General features: G+C 48.3%; 16 protein-coding genes. 9 read left to right on the forward strand and 7 right to left on the reverse strand.

What is annotated here, in order from left to right; all coding sequences use genetic code 11:
• Window positions 1-6: 6 nt before the first annotated feature.
• Complete coding sequence (locus tag QFZ51_RS29745; RefSeq protein ID WP_429051098.1) at window positions 7-840, forward strand: sulfite exporter TauE/SafE family protein; 834 nt, start codon at window positions 7-9, stop codon at window positions 838-840.
• A 10-nt stretch (window positions 841-850) separates the two neighbouring features.
• On the forward strand, window positions 851-1,246 hold the full coding sequence (locus QFZ51_RS29750; RefSeq protein WP_429051099.1) for a DUF1634 domain-containing protein: 396 nt from the start codon (window positions 851-853) through the stop codon (window positions 1,244-1,246).
• Window positions 1,247-1,248: 2 nt separating this feature from the next.
• On the opposite strand, the gene QFZ51_RS29755 is transcribed toward QFZ51_RS29750, so the two are convergent.
• Window positions 1,249-1,641, reverse strand: coding sequence for an acyl-CoA thioesterase (locus tag QFZ51_RS29755; RefSeq protein ID WP_370912218.1), 393 nt, complete (start codon window positions 1,639-1,641; stop codon window positions 1,249-1,251).
• A 52-nt stretch (window positions 1,642-1,693) separates the two neighbouring features.
• Window positions 1,694-2,491 carry a TerC family protein gene (locus QFZ51_RS29760; protein ID WP_429051100.1) on the reverse strand — a complete coding sequence of 266 codons (798 nt, stop codon included), beginning with the start codon at window positions 2,489-2,491 and terminating at the stop codon, window positions 1,694-1,696.
• 185 nt (window positions 2,492-2,676) lie between these two features.
• Here QFZ51_RS29760 and QFZ51_RS29765 point away from each other — a divergent pair, with 185 nt between their 5' ends.
• Window positions 2,677-3,777: a fatty acid desaturase family protein gene (locus QFZ51_RS29765; RefSeq protein WP_370912216.1), complete on the forward strand. Its 1,101-nt coding sequence runs from the start codon at window positions 2,677-2,679 to the stop codon at window positions 3,775-3,777.
• Between the two features lie 68 nt (window positions 3,778-3,845).
• On the opposite strand, the gene QFZ51_RS29770 is transcribed toward QFZ51_RS29765, so the two are convergent.
• On the reverse strand, window positions 3,846-4,685 hold the full coding sequence (locus tag QFZ51_RS29770; RefSeq protein ID WP_429051102.1) for an AraC family transcriptional regulator: 840 nt from the start codon (window positions 4,683-4,685) through the stop codon (window positions 3,846-3,848).
• Between the two features lie 91 nt (window positions 4,686-4,776).
• Here QFZ51_RS29770 and QFZ51_RS29775 point away from each other — a divergent pair, with 91 nt between their 5' ends.
• Entirely contained in the window at window positions 4,777-5,841 is a 1,065-nt protein-coding gene (locus QFZ51_RS29775; protein WP_429051103.1) for an SDR family oxidoreductase, read from the forward strand.
• Window position 5,842: 1 nt separating this feature from the next.
• Here the strand turns inward: QFZ51_RS29775 and QFZ51_RS29780 are convergent, their stop codons facing one another.
• Window positions 5,843-6,403 carry an RNA polymerase sigma-70 factor gene (locus QFZ51_RS29780; RefSeq protein ID WP_429051104.1) on the reverse strand — a complete coding sequence of 187 codons (561 nt, stop codon included), beginning with the start codon at window positions 6,401-6,403 and terminating at the stop codon, window positions 5,843-5,845.
• A 218-nt stretch (window positions 6,404-6,621) separates the two neighbouring features.
• Between QFZ51_RS29780 and QFZ51_RS29785 the strand changes: the two genes are divergently transcribed.
• The 5 genes from QFZ51_RS29785 to QFZ51_RS29805 all read left to right on the forward strand — a co-directional run bounded on the left by QFZ51_RS29785 (window position 6,622) and on the right by QFZ51_RS29805 (window position 16,202).
• Window positions 6,622-7,701, forward strand: coding sequence for a FecR family protein (locus QFZ51_RS29785; RefSeq protein ID WP_429051106.1), 1,080 nt, complete (start codon window positions 6,622-6,624; stop codon window positions 7,699-7,701).
• Between the two features lie 247 nt (window positions 7,702-7,948).
• Window positions 7,949-11,341, forward strand: coding sequence for a SusC/RagA family TonB-linked outer membrane protein (locus tag QFZ51_RS29790; protein ID WP_429051108.1), 3,393 nt, complete (start codon window positions 7,949-7,951; stop codon window positions 11,339-11,341).
• A 19-nt stretch (window positions 11,342-11,360) separates the two neighbouring features.
• On the forward strand, window positions 11,361-13,154 hold the full coding sequence (locus QFZ51_RS29795) for a RagB/SusD family nutrient uptake outer membrane protein (RefSeq protein ID WP_429051110.1): 1,794 nt from the start codon (window positions 11,361-11,363) through the stop codon (window positions 13,152-13,154).
• A gap of 127 nt (window positions 13,155-13,281) precedes the next feature.
• Window positions 13,282-15,744 carry a PQQ-binding-like beta-propeller repeat protein gene (locus tag QFZ51_RS29800; RefSeq protein ID WP_429051112.1) on the forward strand — a complete coding sequence of 821 codons (2,463 nt, stop codon included), beginning with the start codon at window positions 13,282-13,284 and terminating at the stop codon, window positions 15,742-15,744.
• Window positions 15,745-15,977: 233 nt separating this feature from the next.
• The gene (locus tag QFZ51_RS29805) at window positions 15,978-16,202 is read left to right on the forward strand and encodes a hypothetical protein (RefSeq protein ID WP_429051113.1); all 225 of its coding nucleotides are present in this window, start codon (window positions 15,978-15,980) and stop codon (window positions 16,200-16,202) included.
• Between the two features lie 70 nt (window positions 16,203-16,272).
• Here QFZ51_RS29805 and QFZ51_RS29810 read toward each other — a convergent pair whose 3' ends face one another.
• The 3 genes from QFZ51_RS29810 to QFZ51_RS29820 form a co-directional block, all read right to left on the reverse strand.
• The gene (locus QFZ51_RS29810) at window positions 16,273-17,364 is read right to left on the reverse strand and encodes a sterol desaturase family protein (RefSeq protein WP_429051114.1); all 1,092 of its coding nucleotides are present in this window, start codon (window positions 17,362-17,364) and stop codon (window positions 16,273-16,275) included.
• Window positions 17,365-17,523: 159 nt separating this feature from the next.
• On the reverse strand, window positions 17,524-19,845 hold the full coding sequence (locus tag QFZ51_RS29815) for an arylsulfatase (protein ID WP_429051116.1): 2,322 nt from the start codon (window positions 19,843-19,845) through the stop codon (window positions 17,524-17,526).
• A gap of 26 nt (window positions 19,846-19,871) precedes the next feature.
• A complete protein-coding gene (locus QFZ51_RS29820; protein WP_429051117.1) occupies window positions 19,872-21,368 on the reverse strand; it encodes a SusD/RagB family nutrient-binding outer membrane lipoprotein in 1,497 nt (498 codons plus the stop codon).
• Window positions 21,369-21,379 lie beyond the last annotated feature (11 nt).

Below are 21,379 nucleotides of genomic sequence, written 5' to 3' on the forward strand. Positions count from 1 at the left end.
CAACAGATGAATATCCTGATCTTTAGCTTAATACTCCTGGCGGGCGCCTACGTGGCCGGGCTTTTAGGCTCCCTCACCGGCCTGGGCGGCGGCGTGATATTGATTCCATTACTCACCCTCGTATTTCATGTAGATATCCGCTATGCCATCGGCGCAGCCCTGCTGGCCTCTATCGCTAATTCTTCCGGCGCAGCCACGGCATACATAAAAGAAGGCATCACCAATATCCGGCTGGGCATGTTCCTGGAAATAGCCACCACGGCGGGCGCGGTGGGAGGTGCGCTGCTGGCAATATTCACTCCCGTAAATACTATTGCCATCTTGCTTGGGGTAGTGCTGATATTTTCCGCCGCTATGACCATCCGGAAAAAGCATGAACATGCGGAGCAAACGGGCAGTAAATTATCTTATCTCTTAAAACTAAACAGCAGTTATCCAACACCCACCGGGGAAGTGAGTTACAAACTTAAAAATGTAGCCGGTGGCTTTAGTATCATGCTGATAGCAGGTGTGTTATCAGGCCTGCTGGGCATCGGATCAGGTGCATTAAAAGTACTGGCCATGGATAGCACCATGCGCATTCCTTTCAAAGTAAGTACCACTACCAGCAATTTTATGATCGGCGTTACCGCCGCAGCCAGTGCGGTGGTATACCTTCAACGGGGCTATATCGATCCCGGTATGGCCTTCCCGGTGGTACTGGGCGTATTGGGCGGAGCCTTTACCGGCGCCCGTTTGCTTACCTTCATCAACGCACGCACGCTACGGATCATCTTCTGCGCAGCCATCACATTTGTTGCGCTGGAAATGATCTATAACGGATTAAATCACCAGTTTTAATGAGGATGTTATGAATATATTTAAGAAAATGCTCGGCGACCGCGATATCGAATTACTCATCGGTAAACAACTGAGAACCGGGGTAATTACCGCCAGCTGCATTGCATTGCTGGGAGGCATCTTTTACCTCGTGCAACAGGGCGCTGCCAGCGTACCTGACTATTCGCACTTTAAAGGAGAAGACGCGGAATACACTTCTTTCCGGGGAATTTTTCACGGGGTAGCTACGGGCAGCGCCACCGAGTTTATACAACTGGGTGTACTGGTGCTGTTGGCCACACCTATCCTCCGCATCTTTTTTTCACTGATAGCGTTTGCCGTGGAAAAAGACAGGCTGTATGTGTTTATTACTACGTTGGTGCTGGGGATTATTTTGTTCAGTATGTTCGGCGGACTGAAAATATAATACTATTCTTCTCTCAACCGTTCATCGGTATACGTAATGGCTGTTCTGCCATGGGGAACCGGCTTTCCCAGTTCATCCACACTTACAAATACCATTTTATCCACCGTAAGAATGGTTTTTTGTGTAATCTTATTCCGCACCTGGCAGGTAAGTGTAAGAGATGTTCTGCCAAAATGCGTGGCCTTAATACCCAATTCCACAATATCACCCTGACGGGCAGAATTGATAAAATTAATTTCAGACATGTACTTGGTTACACATCGGTTGGTGCCTAACTGGATGATGGAATAAATAGCAGCTTCTTCATCGATCCAACGCAGCAAACTGCCGCCAAATAAAGTGCCGTGCGCATTCAGATCCTCCGGCTTTACCCATTTCCGTGTATAAAAATTCATGACCCGTATAATTTTATATCTTTCTCTCTTATTTTTTTGGAAGATGATAACGTTATTTTATTTCCCCCTTCGGAGGCATTTCAGCCTCATTATGCAGCTTCACTGGTTTCTCGGAACGCGATTTTACCTTCAGGTTCAGCACCTCGATAAATACAGAGAATGCCATAGCAAAATAAATATACCCTTTCGGAATATGCTGATCGAAGCTTTCCGCTAAAAGCGAAACGCCTATGAGCAACAGGAACGACAATGCCAGCATTTTCACCGTAGGATGCGTGTTCACAAAACGGCTGATAGATTCTGATGCCAGCAGCATGACGCCTACTGATACCACTACCGCAGCAATCATGATCTCAACATGATCTGCCATTCCCACCGCTGTAATCACCGAATCCAGCGAAAACACAATATCCAGTAACAGGATCTGCACAATCACCTGTCCAAACCTCATAGGTTTGGCGTTGGCGACGCCGTGTTCATCTCCTTCCAGTTTCTCATGGATCTCCGCAGTACTTTTATAAATAAGGAATAAACCTCCTACCAGTAAAATAAGGTCACGACCTGAAATGGCCAGCTTTCCAAGCCACTCCGTATTCTGCACACCAATCCAGTCGCCGATATTAAAAAGCGGTTTTGTCAGCGACATAATCCAGCTGATCGACAGCAGCAATAAAATACGTACAAACATGGCAAGTCCCAGCCCGAGGCGACGGGCCTTCTTTTGTTTATTTTCCGGCAGTTTCCCCGCCAGGATAGAAATAAACACAATGTTATCGATCCCCAACACTATTTCCAGGGCGGTTAACGTTAACAGGCTGACGAGCGAGTCAACGGTAAGCAGGTGTTCCATAATTGACAGTTATATAGATTATGTATGTGCAAACCCGAATATACTTCCTTTTTTGATAGTGATGAAATCTGCTAAACACGTGCTAAAAACATTTGTCGTAAATTGCAGGTACATACACTGATCAGCACTTCTCCCCTCCTGCTCGTTTTCTGTATCACAACACGTTTTCTGATTAAAATAATAATATGAAAAAAGAGGAATGGCATATAGTGCGCTTTGCTTCGCGCGGTAACAACAGCTTTATTGAATCTGCTAAGGCCGCAGTACAGGATTATTTTTCCGCTAACAACATCTCTGTGTATGCCAACAGGGAAATGTGGATTAAAACGATCGTAATGCTCGCCTTATATTTTGTACCCTATACATTGATGGTGGTGGGCCTCGGCGCAGGAAGCGTATGGCTGTACCTCGGTTTGTGGCTGCTCAGTGGTCTGGGTGTTACAGGCATCGGCGCATCCATTATGCATGACGCCAATCACGGCTCCTTCTCTCCCAAAAAGAGCATCAACAATATGATGGGACATATCCTGGAAATTATTGGCGGATATGCGCCTACCTGGAAAATACAGCACAACGTGCTCCACCACACGTATACCAATGTGTCCGGTCTGGATGAAGATATAGACAGTATTAAACTGCTGCGCTTTTCCCCTAATCAGCCACGCGCCTGGTATCACCGTTACCAGCACATGTACGCATGGGGCTTTTACATGCTCATGACCCTTTTCTGGATGACAGCAAAAGATTACCTGCAGGTACTGCGCTATAAAAGTCATGGTCTGCTCTCAAAACAAAAAGTTACGTTAAAACAGGCCATGTTCAGGATCTCCGTATTCAAAGTATTTTACTACGGATATATCCTGGTGTTGCCGTTAATATTTTCCGGAATGCCCTGGTATTGGGTGCTGGCAGGATTCTTCCTCATGCATTTCACCGCCGGATTACTGCTTGCCTGTATCTTCCAGCCGGCGCATGTTATGAGCTCTTCCGGGTATGCCGCTCCCGATGCAGACAGGAAAATGAAAGACAGCTGGGCCATTCATGAAATGGAAAACACCACCAACTATGCACCGCGCAGCCGTGTATTATCCTGGTGTATCGGTGGACTAAACTACCAGATAGAACATCACCTGTTTTCCGGCATCTGCCACGTGCATTACCGGAAACTGGCGCCTATTGTTAAAGAACAGGCGGCAGCCTTTAACATACCTTACCAGGTTCAACCTACCTTTATACGCGCCCTGTGGGAACATGCCCGCATGCTCAAAAAACTGGGCCGTCATTAAATATGCCATCATTAAATATAAAATGGGGAGCACCGCCACCGGTACTCCCCATTTTATTTATATTCCTATTACGCCAGCCCCTGTACCTGTTCGCGGTAAGCAGAAGGACTCATGTCATGATATCTCCTGAAAAATTTATTCAGATGACTCTGATCGTTAAATCCCAGTTCATAACTGATTTCTTTCAAAGAAAAAACACTGTAATGCAACCTGTTTTCCAGCAATTGTAATTTATACTGGTTCACATAATCCCGCAGCGTAGTGCCGGTTTGCTCCTTAAAAAAAGCCCCCAGGTAATGTTTGGAAAACCCAAACAACTCCGCCAGTTGCTCTACCTGGATATCATCCGCCTGGTGAATATGCTCGTGAATATAGTTCAGGATATGCGTTACCCGCGCACCGCTTTTCGGGCCTGCCTCCAACAATTCGTGATCCGCCACCTGTTTGATCATGGTAAACAACGCCTGCAACAAAAAGAAAACAGTATCACTGCTTTCCTGCCCGGCAGCTTTCCACTCTGCCGCCACCAGCTGTATCAATGGCTCCATACGCTGAATACCTGTCTTCATCATTTTCTTTTGCCGTGCCTGCAATAACAACTGATCCAGCTCCTGGTTCCAGCTTTGCTGCAGCCGCATATTGCCGGCGCCATGCAGGTACACATTGGTAAATTTGATAAAGGTAAACTCCGTAGGCACGGTAATCTCAAAATGATGTGCATCACAGGGCGCCAGCAAAAACAAACAGGGACCCTCATACGGGATATTCATCCCCGAAATGCAATGCGTACCACTGCCTTTATGTATAAAGATGAGCTCAAAATGATTATGATTATGCACCGGATGCTCCCATTCCCGGGCAGTAAAGTGCGACACTTTCAGGTATTCGTGTTGTATGTATCTCTTCATTCTTTAAAATATACCAATGAACCCCGCGGATGTACAAGTAATCCTGAACCCGCAACGCTGACCTTTGTACCGTTAAAAATACAACACAGATATGGAACAGCATAATAATAAGAAAGTAGCCCTGATAGCAGGCGCACAGGGAGTAATAGGACGCAATCTTATCGATTACCTGCTTACGCAGCCCAACTGGAATATCATTGGTTTATCCCGGAGAGGCGGTGCCGATACGGCTAACGTAAAACACATCGCCGTAGACTTACTAAGCCGGGAAAACAGTGAACAGCAACTGAAGCCACTTACTACGGTGACGCATATATTTTACGCCGCCTACCAGGACCGCGGCAGCTGGGCAGAACTGGTGGCGCCCAACATGATCATGCTCCGCAACATGATTGAAGTGGTAGCCCCCATTGCCACCAACCTGCAACACATCAGCCTGATGCAGGGATACAAAGTATACGGCGCCCACCTCGGTCCATTTAAAACACCCGCGCGCGAAACAGATGCAGGCAGCTTTATGCCGCCCGAATTCAATATGGAACAACAACGTTTCCTGGAAGCATATCAACAGGGCAAATCCTGGTCGTGGTCCGCCATCCGGCCCTCTGTAGTTGGTGGCTTTGCATTAGGCAATCCCATGAACCTCGCCATGGTGATCGCCGTATACGCCGCTATTTCAAAGGAACTTGGACTGCCGCTGCGCTTTCCCGGGAAACCAGGCGCCTACGATAAACTCATGGAAATGACCGATGCCGGCCTGCTGGCAAAAGCTACAGTATGGGCAGCCGAAAGTCCTGCCGGCGCCAATGAAGCCTTTAATATCAACAACGGCGACCTTTTCCGCTGGTCTGATCTCTGGCCGCGCATTGCCCGTTATTTTGGCATGGAAACAGCTGCACCCCTGCCGATGCAGCTCGACGTAGTAATGGCCGACAAGGAGCCCTTGTGGAATGCCATGACGGAAAAATACGGATTGCAATACAGTTATGCGGAAGTATCTTCCTGGAAGTTCGGTGACTTTGTTTTTTCGTGGGACTACGACTTTTTTGCCGACGGCAGCAAAGCACGCCGCGCAGGTTTTGGAGAGTTTGTAGATACGGAAGTTATGTTCCTGGAAATCTTTGAAAATTTTAAAAAGATGAAAGTGATACCCTGAACTATGCTTTCTCCAATGTGAAATTTACGGCAGCCGTAAGGCGTTTCATGGCAATAGCCAACTGGTTTTCCACCGTTTTAACCGAGAGGTTTAAAATGGTGGCTACCTCTTTATAACGAAGGTCGTATTGCTTTACCAGGATGTATACCATTTTGCATTTGGGAGGAAGCTGTTCGATGGTATGCTCCATTTTGCGGATCATCTCCGCAGAAATCATCAGTTGCTCCGGATCGCTTTCAAAGGCAATTTCCAGCTTATCTTCTTCTGCAAAAACTACCTGCCGGGAGCTGGCCTGTTTGCGCATATGATCAATCGCTTTATTTTTCGCTACCACAAACAAGTATACCTGCGGATTTTTTATGTCCGTCAGTGATTGCCTTTTTTGCCAGCAATACATAAAAACATCGTTCGTTATTTCTTCCGCCACCTCTTTATTACGGGTAAGCGAAAAAGAAAAACGTAACAACTTGATGAAGAAATGATGATAGAAAGCTTTGAAGGCCGCCTGATCATTGTTCACCGTGATGTTTTTAAATAATTCATTGATTGTACACTGATCCATCCCTTTTAAGCCACTGATATTGGTTGCAATAATATATAACGCAGATTACGCTAAAGTTAACAAAATAAATTATCCCGCAATTTATTTTTAAGATCCTCTTTTGGGGAGCCTGGAATGCTGATATCTGCCCGGATTCCGGGGAAAGAAAAAATTTGCCGGCAGCTTTGGGGGTTTTTCATTTTCTTTTCGTCCTTCTGATATAATATGGATAAAAATAAATGATCGAGCGCAACCGGGTAAATATATTGATGGCCAGGAAAGTATCGGGAGAGGCCACCGCAGCCGACCTGAAAGAACTGGAAACATTGCTGATGCAGTTTCCGGAGCTGCAGTACGCCTTTACTATTGTTAGTGATATCAGTTCCGTTAACAGTGCCAGGGGGTTTTCCCCGGCGGAGGAAGAACAGCTGGCCAGCGAAGGAATGGACCGCATCAACCTGTTCCTTCAGCAGGATCAGGAGCAGCCTCCCGCCAAACGGCTGATTCCCTGGCGGATGATCAGTGGTATTGCCGCCGGCATCGCCCTGCTCATCGCCGCATATACCCTGTGGCCGGCCATGCCGGGCAAACAGGCTTTCCGCAATGAGGTGGTCACCAAAACCGGCTCTAAAACCAGCGTGGTACTCCCTGATGGCACCAGCGTAATACTCAACGCCTGCAGCCGCCTCCAGTACGACGCCACCCGCTTTCTGAACGGCGAGCGTGAAGTGAATCTGACAGGTGAAGCCTACTTTGATGTAAAGCACGACCCCGCGCACCCGTTCATCATCCAATCCGGTAACATCAATATCCGCGTACTGGGCACCGTATTTAATGTAAAGGCCTATACAGAGGATGCTACCGTGGAAACAACCTTACTCAGCGGAAAAGTGGAAGTGAATTTCCCGGATAACGATCATTCCGGAACGAGGAAAACCATACAACTGCAACCGGAACAAAAGTTAATCATCGGCACAAAAGAAAACAAACAAATACCCGTAAACAGAAAAACCAATTTTAGCATTACACCGGTAAAAACAATCGCTGTTGCCGGCGCCCCTACAACAGCGGAAAAGCCAGCTACCGCCTGGGTGAACGACCGCTTCGACTTCGACAATGTCACTTTTGAACAATTGTCGCACGACCTGGAACGCTGGTTCAACGTAACCCTGCGTTTTAAAAACGATAAATATAAACACGAAGTATTTACCGGCGCATTCCGGAAACAAAGTATTGAAGATGTATTGCAGGCATTACAACTGATGTCTGGCTTTCATTATGAGGTGAACACGAAAGAAAATGTTATTTACATATGGTAAAACACAACATCCAAACGTCATCTATGGCTTGATAATCCACTGATTTTTCTTATTGCAGACAGCAAATAAAAAAAGGGAAATGCAGCAACATTCCCCCTTTTCAAAATGCTGGCTGAACAATGTAAACCGATTTCCTTACGATCTGGTAACGGCTCATTATTTAACCTAACGAAACAAATTTATGAAAAAAAGCTATTGGTGGCCTTCCCATATTCCCCAGCGGAATATGAGGAAACTATTATTGCGTATGAAACTAACCTCCGTATTGCTTTGTGCCGGGTTCTTACAACTAAGCGCACACGGGTTTTCACAGGAACGGATCAGTGTTAATTATAACAATATTAACATTGGTAAACTGCTGACTGTCATCGGGCAGAAAAGCGACTACACTTTCGTGTACAAAAGCGCCAGCATCCCCGACCGGAAAATCTCTATCTCCATGAAAGACGCTCCGGTAGCGGAAATCCTGGACAAGGCGCTCGCGGGCACCTCGCTGGGGTATAAAATCATGAAAGATAACCTGGTGGTAATCCTGGAAGCAGGTGAAACTGCACAGAATGTTCATATAAGAGGACGGGTAACCGATGAAGCCGGCAACCCGCTGATTGGCGTTACCGTGCTGGTAAAAGGTACCACCCAGGGCGCTAAAACAGATACCGAAGGCCGCTTCACCCTGGAAGCGCCGGAAAATGCCATCGTGGAATTTACCTACGTAGGCTACGAAGCCCAGCAGATGAAAGCACGCGAAGGCGCTACCTTTAACATCGCCCTGAAAGCCAATTCCAGCGGCCTTAATGAAGTAGTGGTAGTGGGTTATGGTAAACAGAAAAGAGCTAACCTCAGCGGCGCTGTAGACGCCATCTCTGGTAAAGAGCTGGAAAGCCGTCCCATCGCCAATGTGGGTAACGGCCTGCAGGGATTATTGCCCAACCTGAATATTACTAATAACAACGGCCGCGTATCTTCCGCACCAAAATTCAACCTGCGTGGTTTGACTTCCATCAACGGCGGCGACCCCTTCATCCTGGTTGATAACATCCCCTTTACCAGCGACGAAGTATCGCGCCTCAATCCCGCCGACGTGGAAAGCGTAACCACCCTGAAAGACGCCGCCTCCGCCGCGATCTATGGCGCCCGCGCCGCTTTCGGAGTAGTACTCATTACCACCAAATCGGGTAAAGACAGCCGGCTCCAGATGAATGCCAACGCCAACTACGCCGTGCGCACACTGGGCCTGGTACCCAAAATCATTACAGACCCGCTCACCACCATGCAATACAAGCATGATGCCGCCACCCCGCTGTATGACCTTTATCCCGCTGCCGACAGGGCCTATGCAGAAAAACTGGCCAACGACCCTTCTCTGCCAAGAGTGATCGTAAGCCCCACCGATAAAACAAAGTATGCCTATTACGGATCTACCGACTGGCTCCATGAAGTATACCAGAAAACAGCGCCCGCCTATAATGCCAACTTCAGCATTTCCCGCGGAGATGAAAAACTGAATTACTACTTCTCCGGAGATTATTACAAACAGGATGGAATGCTCCGCTATAATCCCGATCAATATACGCGCTATAACATGCGTGCAAAAGCTACCTATACCATCAACGACCGCGTGAAGTTTGGCAGCAACACCATGTACACCAACACCACCTATTCACAACCCGCCAATACCGTTGATTACTTATTTTTTCATAATGCCAACCGCACACCTTCTTTATCCGTACCCCGCAACCCGGATGGTACCTGGACTTCAGACGGCGCAGCCTTACTGGGCAACCTGCAGGATGGCGGCCGCTCTGCAGATACCTGGAGCGAATTTATGACCACCCTCAATGCAGAAATAAACCTGGTAAAAGATGTGTGGACGCTGAAAGGAGATGCTACCTATCGCCGCGGAAATAATGTAGGTAAATCCTATACACTGCCGGTTCCTTACAGCAACGGTCCCGATCAGCCAACCCAATATACCAACGGCAACCAGTCGTCTGCCAACAACAGTACCAATGAACTGAAGTATAATGTGTATAACATTTACACCGACTTCCATAAAACATTTAATAAAAAACACGCCGTTGGCGCACTGGCAGGGTTTAACCAGGAATACCACTACACGAATATATTTAATGTAAACAGGCAGGGACTTATCAGTACTCAATACCCCACCCCGCAACTGGCTACCGGTAATATCACTGAAAAGCAAGCCATCGAAGACTGGGCCGTAAGAGGTATTTTCTACCGCCTGAATTATACTTACGATGATAAATATATTGTAGAAGTAAATGGTCGTAATGACGGATCATCGCGCTTCCGCGCCGATAACCGCTGGGGCTTCTTCCCGTCCGCTTCCGCCGCCTGGGTGATCTCCAAAGAAACATTCTTCAGTAGTATTAAAGGCATCGACCTACTGAAACTCCGCGGCTCCTATGGTTCTCTCGGCGATCAGCAATGGAAAGCTTACGGCTACATGCCACTCATGTCCGCCGGAAACATCAACTCCGTGTTGAATGGTCAGCTGCCTATCGGCGTATACGCACCCACGCCGGTTACCGCCACCTACACCTGGCAGTCGGTAAAAACGGTTAACGGCGGTATCGACTTCAGCATGCTGAAAGAAAGATTATTTTTCAGCTACGACCGCTACACCCGTTACACCAACGGCATGTTCGCCAAAAGCCAGGAACTGCCCAACGTATACGGCGCCCCGGCTCCAAGAACCAATTCTGCCGACCTGAAAACACGTGGATGGGAAATGACCCTTTACTGGCGCGATCAGTTTAAAATCGGTAACAACGATTTCGGATACGGCGTGAAATTACTGGTGGCCGACAGCCGCTCCTTTATTACCCGCTTCACCAATCCTACCGCTACCCTCGCCAACTATGACGCCGGCTCACTGGAAAACCGCAACTACTACAAAGGACAGGAAATAGGCGACATCTGGGGCCTCGTTACGGAAGGATTTTTCCAGAATGAAGACGAACTGAAATCACATGCCAACCAATCCAAAGTAGGTTCCGACGACCAGCAGTACCAGTTCTATGTGGGCGACCTGAAATTCAAAGATCTCAATGGCGACGGCTCGGTAGACTATGGCGATAACACCATCAGCAACCCAGGCGACAGGAAGATCATTGGTAACAACCAGCCACGCTTTCCTTACAGCATTGACCTCACCGCTTCCTATAAAGGTTTCGATTTCCGCGCACTGATCCAGGGTATTGGGAAAAGAGACTGGTACCCCAACCCAGGTAACCACTACTTCTGGGGCGTATATGCACAACCGTGGACAAACGTACAGGTACACAACCTCGATCGCTGGACACCCGAAACACCCAATGGTTACTTCCCGCGCCTGAAATCATATATCGCGGAAGATGCTTCCGAACTAGGCGCACCACAAACCAGGTACCTGCAGAACGCTGCATATACCCGTCTTAAAAATGTTTCCATCGGTTATACTATTCCAAAGTCCATCACAGAGAAGTATAAGATCTTCCGCTTCCGTGTTTATTTCAGTGCGGAAAATATCTTTACCATCTCCCATCTGAAAGCGAATATCGATCCCGAAGGACTGGACGGTTCTGTATATCCCTACCAGAAAACATACTCGTTCGGATTAAACCTGAACTTTTAATTAATTCAAACATCGGAACATGAAAAATAAAAGGCTTTATTTATCACTCATGATATTGGGCTGTGCAGCAGCTTCCTGTAACAAGGACTTCCTGCAACGCAACCCTCAAACGGAGATTTCACCGGAAGCATACTTTAATTCACCACAAGATCTGAATACCTACATCAACGGCTTATACGATGATAATCTTTCCGCGCCGTATGATGATAACAATTCAGATAACGTTTCCGGTAACACCGGCAGCGAAATGGACAAACTGGTGCACAACACCCTCGATGCAACTACCGTGGGCGGATGGGACGACTGGGACCGGCTGCGTGATATCAACTTCCTGCTGGACAACGCCGGCAAAGCAAAAGGAGATGCAGCCGATATTAATCACTACATCGGTATCGCCCGTTACTTCCGTGCCAGATTTTATTTTGAAAAGATAACTACCTATTCTGATGTGCCCTGGTACGGCCACGCATTAACAGATGTGGACCCGGATCTGTACAAAGGTCGCGATCCGCGTTCCGCAGTAGCTGATTCTGTGCTCGCCGACCTGCAGTTTGCCGTGGATAATATTAAGGTAGATGATAAAGACAACGGTACCCGCGTAAATAAATACGCTGCCCTGGTGTTAATGTCCCGCTTCTGCCTCTTCGAAGGAACATTCAGAAAATACCACGAAGAAGTAAAACTTGCGAACACCGCAGACGCATTTCTCCAGAAAGCAGTATCAGCAGCTCAGCAGGTAATAAGCAGTAACCGCTATGTGATTTACAACACCGGTAAAGGTGGAGAAGATTACCGCGCTTTGTTTTCCAGCCTTTCATTAAACGGCAACAAAGAAATCATTCAATGGAGAGATTATCCGCAGAGCCTGGGTAAGGGAAACAATACCCATACCGTACTCGGATGGACCTGGTCGCTCAGTCAGAGCCTTGTTTACAGCTACCTGATGAAAGATGGCAAGCCATTCACTTCACAACCAGGCTATGATAAAATTGGTTTCACGGCAACTTTCAGGGACCGTGATCCCCGCCTGGCGGAAACGGTGGCCTACCCCGGCTTTTCCACCACGCAGGATAACAATGTGTACATTGCAAAACCGAACCTCGGCGCATACGACCAGCTGAAATTTTATCCGCGTGATCCGAAACAACGCCAGGGATGGGAAACCAACTACACCGCTTTACCCGTATACCGCTATGCGGAAGTACTGCTGAATTTTGCCGAAGCAAAAGCAGAACTGGGCACCCTCTCACAGGCCGATCTTGATGCATCCGTAAACCTGCTGCGCCGCAGGGTACAAATGCCTGATCTCAACCTCGCTGCCGCCAATGGAAACGTAGACCCGGTACTGAATGCAGCCTACCTGGTAAGCGGACCCAATAAAGGCGTGCTGCTGGAAATACGCCGCGAAAGAAGAGTGGAACTGGCCTGCGAAGGACTGCGCCTCAAAGATATCAATCGCTGGAAAGCCGGGGCACGCCTCCAGGAAGCGCCACAGGGCATGTATGTTCCCGCACTCGGCGGCATTGATATGACCGGCGACAATGTAGCCGATATCGCCATCCTGCCCAATACTACAGATACCTCATCTATCGCCGGGTTACCCGCTGATGTAAGAGCAAAATTGTCGCGTTTCTATCTCATGGATAAAACCGGGGAGAATAACTTCTACCTCGAAAACGGCACCAACGGTCATATTAAATTTACTGCCGACCGCGCCGGCCGCACTTTTAAAGATCCGCAGTACTACTATCGTCCGATACCCAAACAACAGACGATACTGAATGATAAACTGAAACAGATATTCGGCTGGTAAACCGGATAAACAGTGATGAACCAGGATTACCATGATCCATGTTTTGCAGTGATATTATTCCCGCAACAACATGGATCATGGTAATCCTTTTTAATACCGCCATCATGCTTATAAAATAAATCCATTCATGAAGCATTTACTCTTAACCCTCCTCATCGTCTGCAGCCTGCAAATGTTGATGGCACAGGGATTTTCCGGCAAGGTGTTTATAGACAATAATACCAGCGGACAGCCAAACAACACAGGAAAAGGACTCGCAGGCGTTCGCGTATCCGATGGACTGCACGTTACCATCACCGATACCAACGGTAACTATCACCTTCCGGGCCATGCGAAAACAAGGTTTATATTTATCACCACGCCGGCCGGATACCGGTTCACCAAAGCATTCTATATACCCGTGGACAGCGCCTTGCGGGCTTACGACTTTGGCGTGCAGCCTGCAAATAAAGCCAAAGCTGCTACCGCGAAATTCGTACGGCTTACCGATACCGAAACCTACCAGTTCAACAACTGGATCACCGATGCAAAAGAATATGCACTCAATGAAAACGCTGATTTCATGATCCATACCGGCGATATCTGCTACGAAAAAGGCATGGCATTCCACGCACAATATATTAATACCCGCACCATGGGGTTACCCGTATATTACTGCATCGGTAATCACGACCTGGTAAAAGGTCCGTACGGCGAAGCACTGTATGAATCCCTGTTTGGCCCGGTATGCTATTCCTTTGACGCCGGCCCCGCCCACTTCATTGTAACGCCTATGCGCAACGGTGATTATCAACCGTCCTATACCCTGGATGATGTGGTACAATGGCTGAAAAATGATCTCGCCAATACCGCACCGGAAAAGCCCGTGATCATATTCAATCACGACCTGCTCACCTATGATACGCTGTTTACCATCCGCTCAAAAAACGATAGCATCAACCTTCATGAGCACCACCTCAAAGCCTGGATCTATGGTCACTGGCATATTAATTTTGCCCGTACCCACGGCAACACCGGTATCCGCTCCCTTTGTGCAGCGCCGCCTCCCGGCGGCGGTATCGATAATTCCGCTTCCAACTTCGATGTAATCGGCGTGGATAAAAACGGGCTTTCGTTTGTACAGCGGCGTTATACCTATGTACACGATCAGCTGGTAGCGGTATCGCCATCAGCAGCGGGCATCGCTTTCGACCAGGATAAAATGGTGATCAGTGCAAATGCCTATCATACATCTTCGCCGGTAAATAAAGTGCTGTTCAGCTTATTCGATAAAAAAGGAAATCTCGTAAGGCAGGTGCCGCTGCAACCCCGCACCGATTGGAACTGGTTCGCCACCACCGCTATTCCCGGCAGCTGGTTAAACGGCGTATATACGGCTACGTTAGAAGCTACATTAGGCACCGGCAGGGTGCTGTTCCGCAGGGATACTTTTACACTGGCAAAAAATATCTCTGTAAAAAATAACGGTAACATAGCCGACTGGCCGGAAGTATTACAGAACATACAACGTACAGGCGTTACCGGTATACCTACCGCCGGCCCGCTGCATTTAATCTGGACCGCAAACGTGGGAGGCAATATCTGGAAATCATCTCCCATCTGCGCAGCAGGTAAAATATTCACAGGCACTATTGATGATGAAGGCAATCACCATAGCAGCATCACCGCACTGGATGCACAAACCGGCAAACAGCTGTGGCAATTCCCCACCGGCAACTCCATTAAACACAGCATTAGCTACCACGATGGCCTGTTACTGGCCACCGATGCAGAAGGCGTTACCTACGCCCTTGATGCCGCTACCGGTAAATTACGGTGGAAACATGCGGGCGATTTGAAAAACCTGCCCGCCTATAATTCTGCCGGCGCTATTCATGAGGACGTTTATTACACCGGCGCAGGCAATTACCTGCAAGCCCTGGATATCCATACCGGTGAGGTAAAATGGACCAACCACGACTGGACCGGTGGCGAAGGCACGCCTGCAGCAATGGCCATCCACAACGGGGTGCTCGTTACTTCCTCCAACTGGAACCACCTGTTTGCACACAATGCCGCCACCGGGAAACTACAATGGAAACGCAGCGATGAAGGTATCCGCTTCCGCAGCGGCACACCCGCTTTCTTTGACAACCGGCTGTATGTACACGGTATCAACAAACTTCATATCCTGGATCCTGCCACCGGGAAAACAACAGACAGCATTCCTGTTACCGAAGATCTGAAAACCATGACAGCGCCGCTGGTCACCAACCAGTATATCATTACCTGCACTGCCGCCGGTGGTATGCTGGCCTTCGACAAAAAAACAAAAAAGGAACTGTGGCGCTTTGTACCGGGAGAAGCCCTGTTTTACTCAGCGCCCTACTCTTCCCCTTCTTCCGCTACTATCGAATCTACACCGTTACTGGCCGGCAACCGCCTCATTGCAGGCGCGTCTGACGGGTATGTATATGTGGTTGACCTGGCTACGGGGAAAATGATCAGTCGATTTAATACCGGCGCGCCCGTATTTGCCGATATGGCCGTGTATAACGGCATGCTGTACGTGGCAGATTTTTCAGGAAACGTGAATGCGTTCCGGTTATAAGAATAGCTATCCGGTACAAAAGAGGATATCTCCGTTAAAAGAGACATCCTCTTTTTATATATCAAATTATTACGCTACGAATATTGCTTCCCTTTTTTAGATTTTTTATTATAGTTTGCAGCGGAAGAGGAATATTGAATACGGAAAGCAATTGCCAATCAACCAAACATATAACGGGAAGGAGCTTCTTTTACAGATAGCAGCGGGAGATGAACTTGCCTACAGGCAGGTAGATGAAGTTCCAGCCTTTTGCTTCTACATATGCCAGCGCAGCTAACGCTAACTATTATATCGGGCTAAGCAAAAAGTTACTGGTAGCCACCTATACCCAGGGGCAACCCGCGAACTCCGGCACACTTGATATCTATAACGTTCCTGACATCAATGCATCTTTACAGCTGTATAAATCATATACCGGAATGGGTAAAATTTCCTGCATCGCCTACCGCGAACGGTAACATCTCCATTAAAAAAGAAACCGCTGCAAACAAATGTTTGCAGCGGTTTCTTTTTGCTATATCCAATACGCTATACTGCTTCTGCGTGTACAATCGCCGCCACAGGCGGCGCTACCACCGGAACCGGTTCTTCTGTTACTTCATCTCCTACCACCGGCCCGTTATGCGCCAGCTCACTGCCTTCTTTCTTCGATTTAAAAATAGGCCATAACAACTGTGCATACCATTCCTCTTCTTTATAATGTTTCAATCCGTAAGCACTTGGATACTGACGGGTAATAATACCAGTACCAAAAATGATGTCCCAGATAAAAAACATATTCCCGAAGTTGCCTTTGTAGTTCCCTATGCCATCATCTGTGGTATCTGCATGGTGCGCATGATGCGTGGCCGGCGTTGAAATTAAACGCTCCATGATCCAGCCTATAGGATTGAGCCACCGGATGGTATAAAACGGCTTATCCCATTTTAGACTGGAATGCGCCGCAGTAGTAATCAGCGATTTTATACCGCCTACGAAAAGCGCCGGGTAGCCAAGACCCAGGTAGGTCAGCGTAACCGTCAGGTAGATCTGCGAAAAGAACGCCGTGTAAATAATATTCTGCCTGCTCGTCATAGCCATACCCATATAAGGCGCGGAATGATGCGTGCGGTGAAAGCGCCATAACAGCGGCAGCTGGTGATGCAGCCGGTGATACCAGTACTGCGTAAGGTCATCGGCAACAGCCATGATGGCAATACCCCACCAGAAAGGTACCCAGGCAAACGCATTCTTTGCATCCGGTAAAACAAATGGCAATAACTTCAACCCGAAATAAGCAATCATCGGACGCAACACAATTTTTGGAAGTATAAAACATACGATATCCAGTGTGCGTTCATTTTTTGTCCACTTGTTTTCGTACAGTCCTACCGAAAACTCTATCACCCCTACTACCAGCATAATAGCGGGTAACCCCCACGTTTTAAGATTATTAAATACCGCATCCAGGAGTACCGGCGCCCGGAAGGAAAGATGCTCAGAAGTGGCGTTCAGCCAAGGTTTGCTGCCACTGATATAAAACGACAGAAACATGAGCCCTATCGGCAATACATATAGCAGTAAACTAATCAGGGAGTCCTTCAGGATCACCTGCGTCTGCGTTTTTGCTGTTGTTGTCATACTTTATCTTTTTTATGTGATCAGTGATGTTGATTAAATAAAAAGTGTATCAGCCAGATGCTACCAGCAATAATTACCAGCGGTATCAGGAATATCAATATGCCGATGGCAATTTTTTTTGTTATTAAAACAAGATCTGCTAACGTCATAATAGTGCATTTAAAGTGATGGATGTATAATTTCGATATGGTTAAGTTTACCGGTAAAATTGTAAGGCGACTTATACAACGGCGATACTGCAGAACCCTGGTCCCGACCTACATCCAGCCCTTCATCATAAGGCGAAATAGTAGCATCAGCTTTGCTGATGGCCCGTTCTGCCACCTTTTCATCATTGATGTATAGTGCCTCTGTTCCCGCCGGATCTGTGAGTCGCAATGCCGGTGTGTACGTCAGTTCATAGCGGAGTATAGCCTTACCCAACGGAAGCGCCTTACCCGAAGTAAGCGAAGTGAGTTGCCCGTTGTTGTTATGCACCGCCTGCAGTTTTCCTCCCTGTACAAAAAATGTAAACCCTGAAAAACGCCCGCCCGTACTTAATAACACGCCTTCATTCTTTGCATCACTCAACTCCACATCTGCCTTAATGATAAACGATTGCTCTGAAAGAAAGGGAGCGGAACGGGAAGGCACCTGCGTGATACCCGGGTATAATACAGCGCTGGGGCGGCTATCCAATGGTCCCCTGGTAAGGATAGCCGGTGTAAGACGGGTGGTATCTCCCAGCAGAGGATACACTTTATACTTCCATGCCTCTGTGTCAAAAAGACTTTGCAACTCTTTCAGCTTCGCCGGGTTGCCGGCGGCCAGATCATGTTGTTCATTAAAATCTGTATTCAGATTATACAGTTCCCAGGTGTCTGTGGTGAACGGCGTACCCCGTTTGTGGCTCACAGCAGCTTTCCAGCCATCTTTGTAGATGGCGCGGCCACCGGATATTTCGTAATACTGAACGTGATGCCTGCCAGGCGCCTTTTCATTATTGATCGTGTAAGCCAAACTGATGCCTTCCAGCGTATCCTGCGGATAACCATTGATCACTTTTGGTATTTTCAACCCGGCAATTTCCAGCACGGTAGGCGTCACGCTGTTTACATGCGAATACTGCGTACGTATGCCTCCTTTTTTGATCAGCTTTGGATAGAAGATCACCAGCGGATTACGGGTACCGCCTTCACTGTTCGCATCCTGTTTAAGATAACGGAAAGGTGTATTCGCCGCCTGCGCCCAGCCCACCGGGTAGTTGGGACCGGATTCCGGGCTTCCTATCTTCTCATATAAACTATCAATATCCTTTATCCTGCGGTCGTAGTTCTCGGTAAACAAACTGCCGTCGATATACTCATTAATGCCATGCACATGGCCGCTGAGTCCTCCTTCCTTGCTGGCGCCGTTATCTCCGATAATAAGCACGATCAGCGTATTATCCAGCTGTTTCGTATCCCGCAGGTAGTTTACCAGGCGTCCTACTTCATAATCCGTATGGGAAAGAAATCCGGCGTACACTTCAAAGAAGCGGGAAAACACTTTCTTTTCAGTGGCCGAAAGTGAGTCCCACGGCTTCACGCCCGGGTTGCGTGGTGGCAGGGTGGCATCCTTTGGCACCAGGCCCAGCGCCTTCTGACGCGCCAGCACCTGCTCGCGGTATACATCCCAGCCGGCATCAAATTTACCTTTGTACTTATCTATCCAGGCCCTGTCTACCTGGTGAGGCCCATGTGTAGCTCCCGGAGTAAAGTACAGGAAGAAAGGTTTATCGGGTGCAGCGGAGTGCTGCCCGGCGATGTAGGAAATCGCTTTATCTACCAGCACTGTTGTAAGATGTTTCCCCTGCAGATCCGGTTCTACCTTCACCGTGTTTTCCCAGAGCGCCGGTGTGTACTGATCGGTTTCCCCGGCCATGAATCCAAAGAAGGCATCAAACCCGCGCCCTGTAGGCCAGCGGTTAAAAGGCCCTGCCGGTGTAAGATCCGGGCTGGGCGTTACATGCCATTTACCAACGGCATAAGTATTATATCCGTCTTCTCTTAATATCTCCGCTACGGTACCTTTTTCAAACGGCATATAACCGTTATGTCCCGGCAGGTTCACCGCGGCATCAATCACGGTAGGCACATTCACCGAATGATGGTTGCGGCCTGTGAGCAATGATGCACGCGTAGGCGAGCAGATAGCAGTAGTATGAAAGTTCGTATAGCGCAGGCCGTTATTAGCCAAACTATCAAAAACGGGCGTTTCCACTAATCCGCCAAACGCGCTGCTGGCACCCCATCCCACATCATCCAGCATCACATAAATAATATTGGGGGCGCCTGCCGGGGCAACCGGGTTAAAAGGCGCAGGGGTAATAACTGATTGTGCAAGCGTGGTACCTGGCTTTCCGGCATAGCTTTTCTGCGGGCTGTACTGCGCATAAGCGCCCGATGCAGCGCCCAGCAGCATCAACGAAATGAAGGATCCGGAAGAGGTTGAAAATTTCATGTCTTATTATTTAGTTGGCTGATAGTTTATTTGTCCCACCACAAAGCAGGTGATTGATACCCCGATCCCGCCGGGGTGTTTTTATTCAACGATTGTTCATTCTGCGGGTAAGGAATCCTGCGTGGTATTTGTCCATTCGGATTGGCAACGCTGGTGGCGTTTTTAGCGAGCGGCAACACCGGGTAACCTGTTCTGCGGTAATCCGACCACGCCTCCGGCTGCAGGAACAATGCAATATATTTTTGGGTGATAATCGTATTCAGATCATTGCCGGAATCGCCGCTTAATATAGCCTTCGCCGTTATATATGCCTGTTGCTTCTCCGGTGTGGCATAAGGGTCCGCACTATTGCTGATTACCCGTTGAAAAGACGAACGTATCGCCGCTTCCAATGCTGTTTTAGCTAAAGGATCTGCGGGGTTTATCCTCCACCGCGCTTCCGCCTCCAGGAATTTTGCTTCTGCAAAACTGCTGATCACCACCGGCGAAGTAGCTGTTCCATAATAGCTGCCGATCACTGAAAAGGCGCCAGGCACGCCTGGAGCGCTCCCCCGGTAGGTACTGCTGCCCACAGGGTAAGGAGTCGCGAAATATGCCCGTCTTGGGTCTACCAGCAGCCCTTCCGGCTTAGTGGGATCATCTGTTACAGCGTTTCCGTTCAACAGGTTTACAAAAGAAGCGCCCAGCCCTATCCATCCCGGCCTGTTGGTATTTTGCTGATAGAAAGGATTCGCATTTGTGGTGGATGCGCCGAATAACACCAGCGCATCTCCGGAGTTGTCAGCTATTCCCCTGTAGCGGGCGCCGTCATACAATGCGTTCAAGGTGGCTTGTGCGGCAGTGGTGCTGTTTATTTTAGTAAGATGTATCGCGAAACGTGCTTTCAAAGTATACGCAAGCGATTTCCACCGCTCTATGTTACCGCCGTATATCACATCATCTGTGGCCGGCAATGCGCCCAGGTTACTGGCCGCCGGTAATGAAAGCTCTGCGATAGCGGAATCCAGCTGCTCCTGCAGCGATTTATAAATATCCTCCTGCTTGTCATATACGGGGTTGGTGATATTGTTGCCATACAGGGATTCTTTATAGGGAATATCTCCAAAAAGATCTGTTAAAGTGCCGTAAGTATATACGCTCAACACCCGTGCAATACCGCTGTAATAGGGCAACTGCTGTTGCGTTGCGGTGGTTCGCACAATCTTCAGTTCATCCAGCACCTCTACATAAAACCCCCGCCAGGTTTGGTTAAAGTACTGGGTGGATGAAGCGTAGTTATCAAAGGACGCGGCATCGCCGTTGGCGCCGGAAGCCTGTTGGATATAAATGTTGGCAATCAACCCGGCATTAACGCCCAGGTTAAAGCCCAGCGCTACTTCCGCGCCGGTTAACACCGCACTGACGGATACCTCCGTAGAGGCGTTAGGGTTAACATTGGTATCTTCAAGCGAGCAGGAAGCCTGCAGGGCTAACATACTCACTGCAATAAATAAACGTCCGATATTAGATGGATATATGCTCATTTTGCTGATTA

Source organism: Chitinophaga sp. W3I9, from assembly GCF_050434025.1.
GTDB lineage: Bacteria > Bacteroidota > Bacteroidia > Chitinophagales > Chitinophagaceae > Chitinophaga.

What these genes read in the sequence shown, in the direction of transcription:
- QFZ51_RS29780 (WP_429051104.1), bottom strand. Translation starts at nt 6,403, where the DNA reads ATGGATCAGTGTACAATCAATGAATTATTTAAAAACATCACGGTGAAC.
- QFZ51_RS29820 (WP_429051117.1), bottom strand. Translation starts at nt 21,368, where the DNA reads ATGAGCATATATCCATCTAATATCGGACGTTTATTTATTGCAGTGAGT.
- QFZ51_RS29755 (WP_370912218.1), bottom strand. Translation starts at nt 1,641, where the DNA reads ATGAATTTTTATACACGGAAATGGGTAAAGCCGGAGGATCTGAATGCG.
- QFZ51_RS29775 (WP_429051103.1), top strand. Translation starts at nt 4,777, where the DNA reads ATGGAACAGCATAATAATAAGAAAGTAGCCCTGATAGCAGGCGCACAG.
- QFZ51_RS29800 (WP_429051112.1), top strand. Translation starts at nt 13,282, where the DNA reads ATGAAGCATTTACTCTTAACCCTCCTCATCGTCTGCAGCCTGCAAATG.
- QFZ51_RS29810 (WP_429051114.1), bottom strand. Translation starts at nt 17,364, where the DNA reads ATGACAACAACAGCAAAAACGCAGACGCAGGTGATCCTGAAGGACTCC.
- QFZ51_RS29815 (WP_429051116.1), bottom strand. Translation starts at nt 19,845, where the DNA reads ATGAAATTTTCAACCTCTTCCGGATCCTTCATTTCGTTGATGCTGCTG.
- QFZ51_RS29770 (WP_429051102.1), bottom strand. Translation starts at nt 4,685, where the DNA reads ATGAAGAGATACATACAACACGAATACCTGAAAGTGTCGCACTTTACT.
- QFZ51_RS29790 (WP_429051108.1), top strand. Translation starts at nt 7,949, where the DNA reads ATGAAACTAACCTCCGTATTGCTTTGTGCCGGGTTCTTACAACTAAGC.
- QFZ51_RS29750 (WP_429051099.1), top strand. Translation starts at nt 851, where the DNA reads ATGAATATATTTAAGAAAATGCTCGGCGACCGCGATATCGAATTACTC.
- QFZ51_RS29760 (WP_429051100.1), bottom strand. Translation starts at nt 2,491, where the DNA reads ATGGAACACCTGCTTACCGTTGACTCGCTCGTCAGCCTGTTAACGTTA.
- QFZ51_RS29805 (WP_429051113.1), top strand. Translation starts at nt 15,978, where the DNA reads ATGAAGTTCCAGCCTTTTGCTTCTACATATGCCAGCGCAGCTAACGCT.
- QFZ51_RS29795 (WP_429051110.1), top strand. Translation starts at nt 11,361, where the DNA reads ATGAAAAATAAAAGGCTTTATTTATCACTCATGATATTGGGCTGTGCA.
- QFZ51_RS29785 (WP_429051106.1), top strand. Translation starts at nt 6,622, where the DNA reads ATGATCGAGCGCAACCGGGTAAATATATTGATGGCCAGGAAAGTATCG.
- QFZ51_RS29745 (WP_429051098.1), top strand. Translation starts at nt 7, where the DNA reads ATGAATATCCTGATCTTTAGCTTAATACTCCTGGCGGGCGCCTACGTG.
- QFZ51_RS29765 (WP_370912216.1), top strand. Translation starts at nt 2,677, where the DNA reads ATGAAAAAAGAGGAATGGCATATAGTGCGCTTTGCTTCGCGCGGTAAC.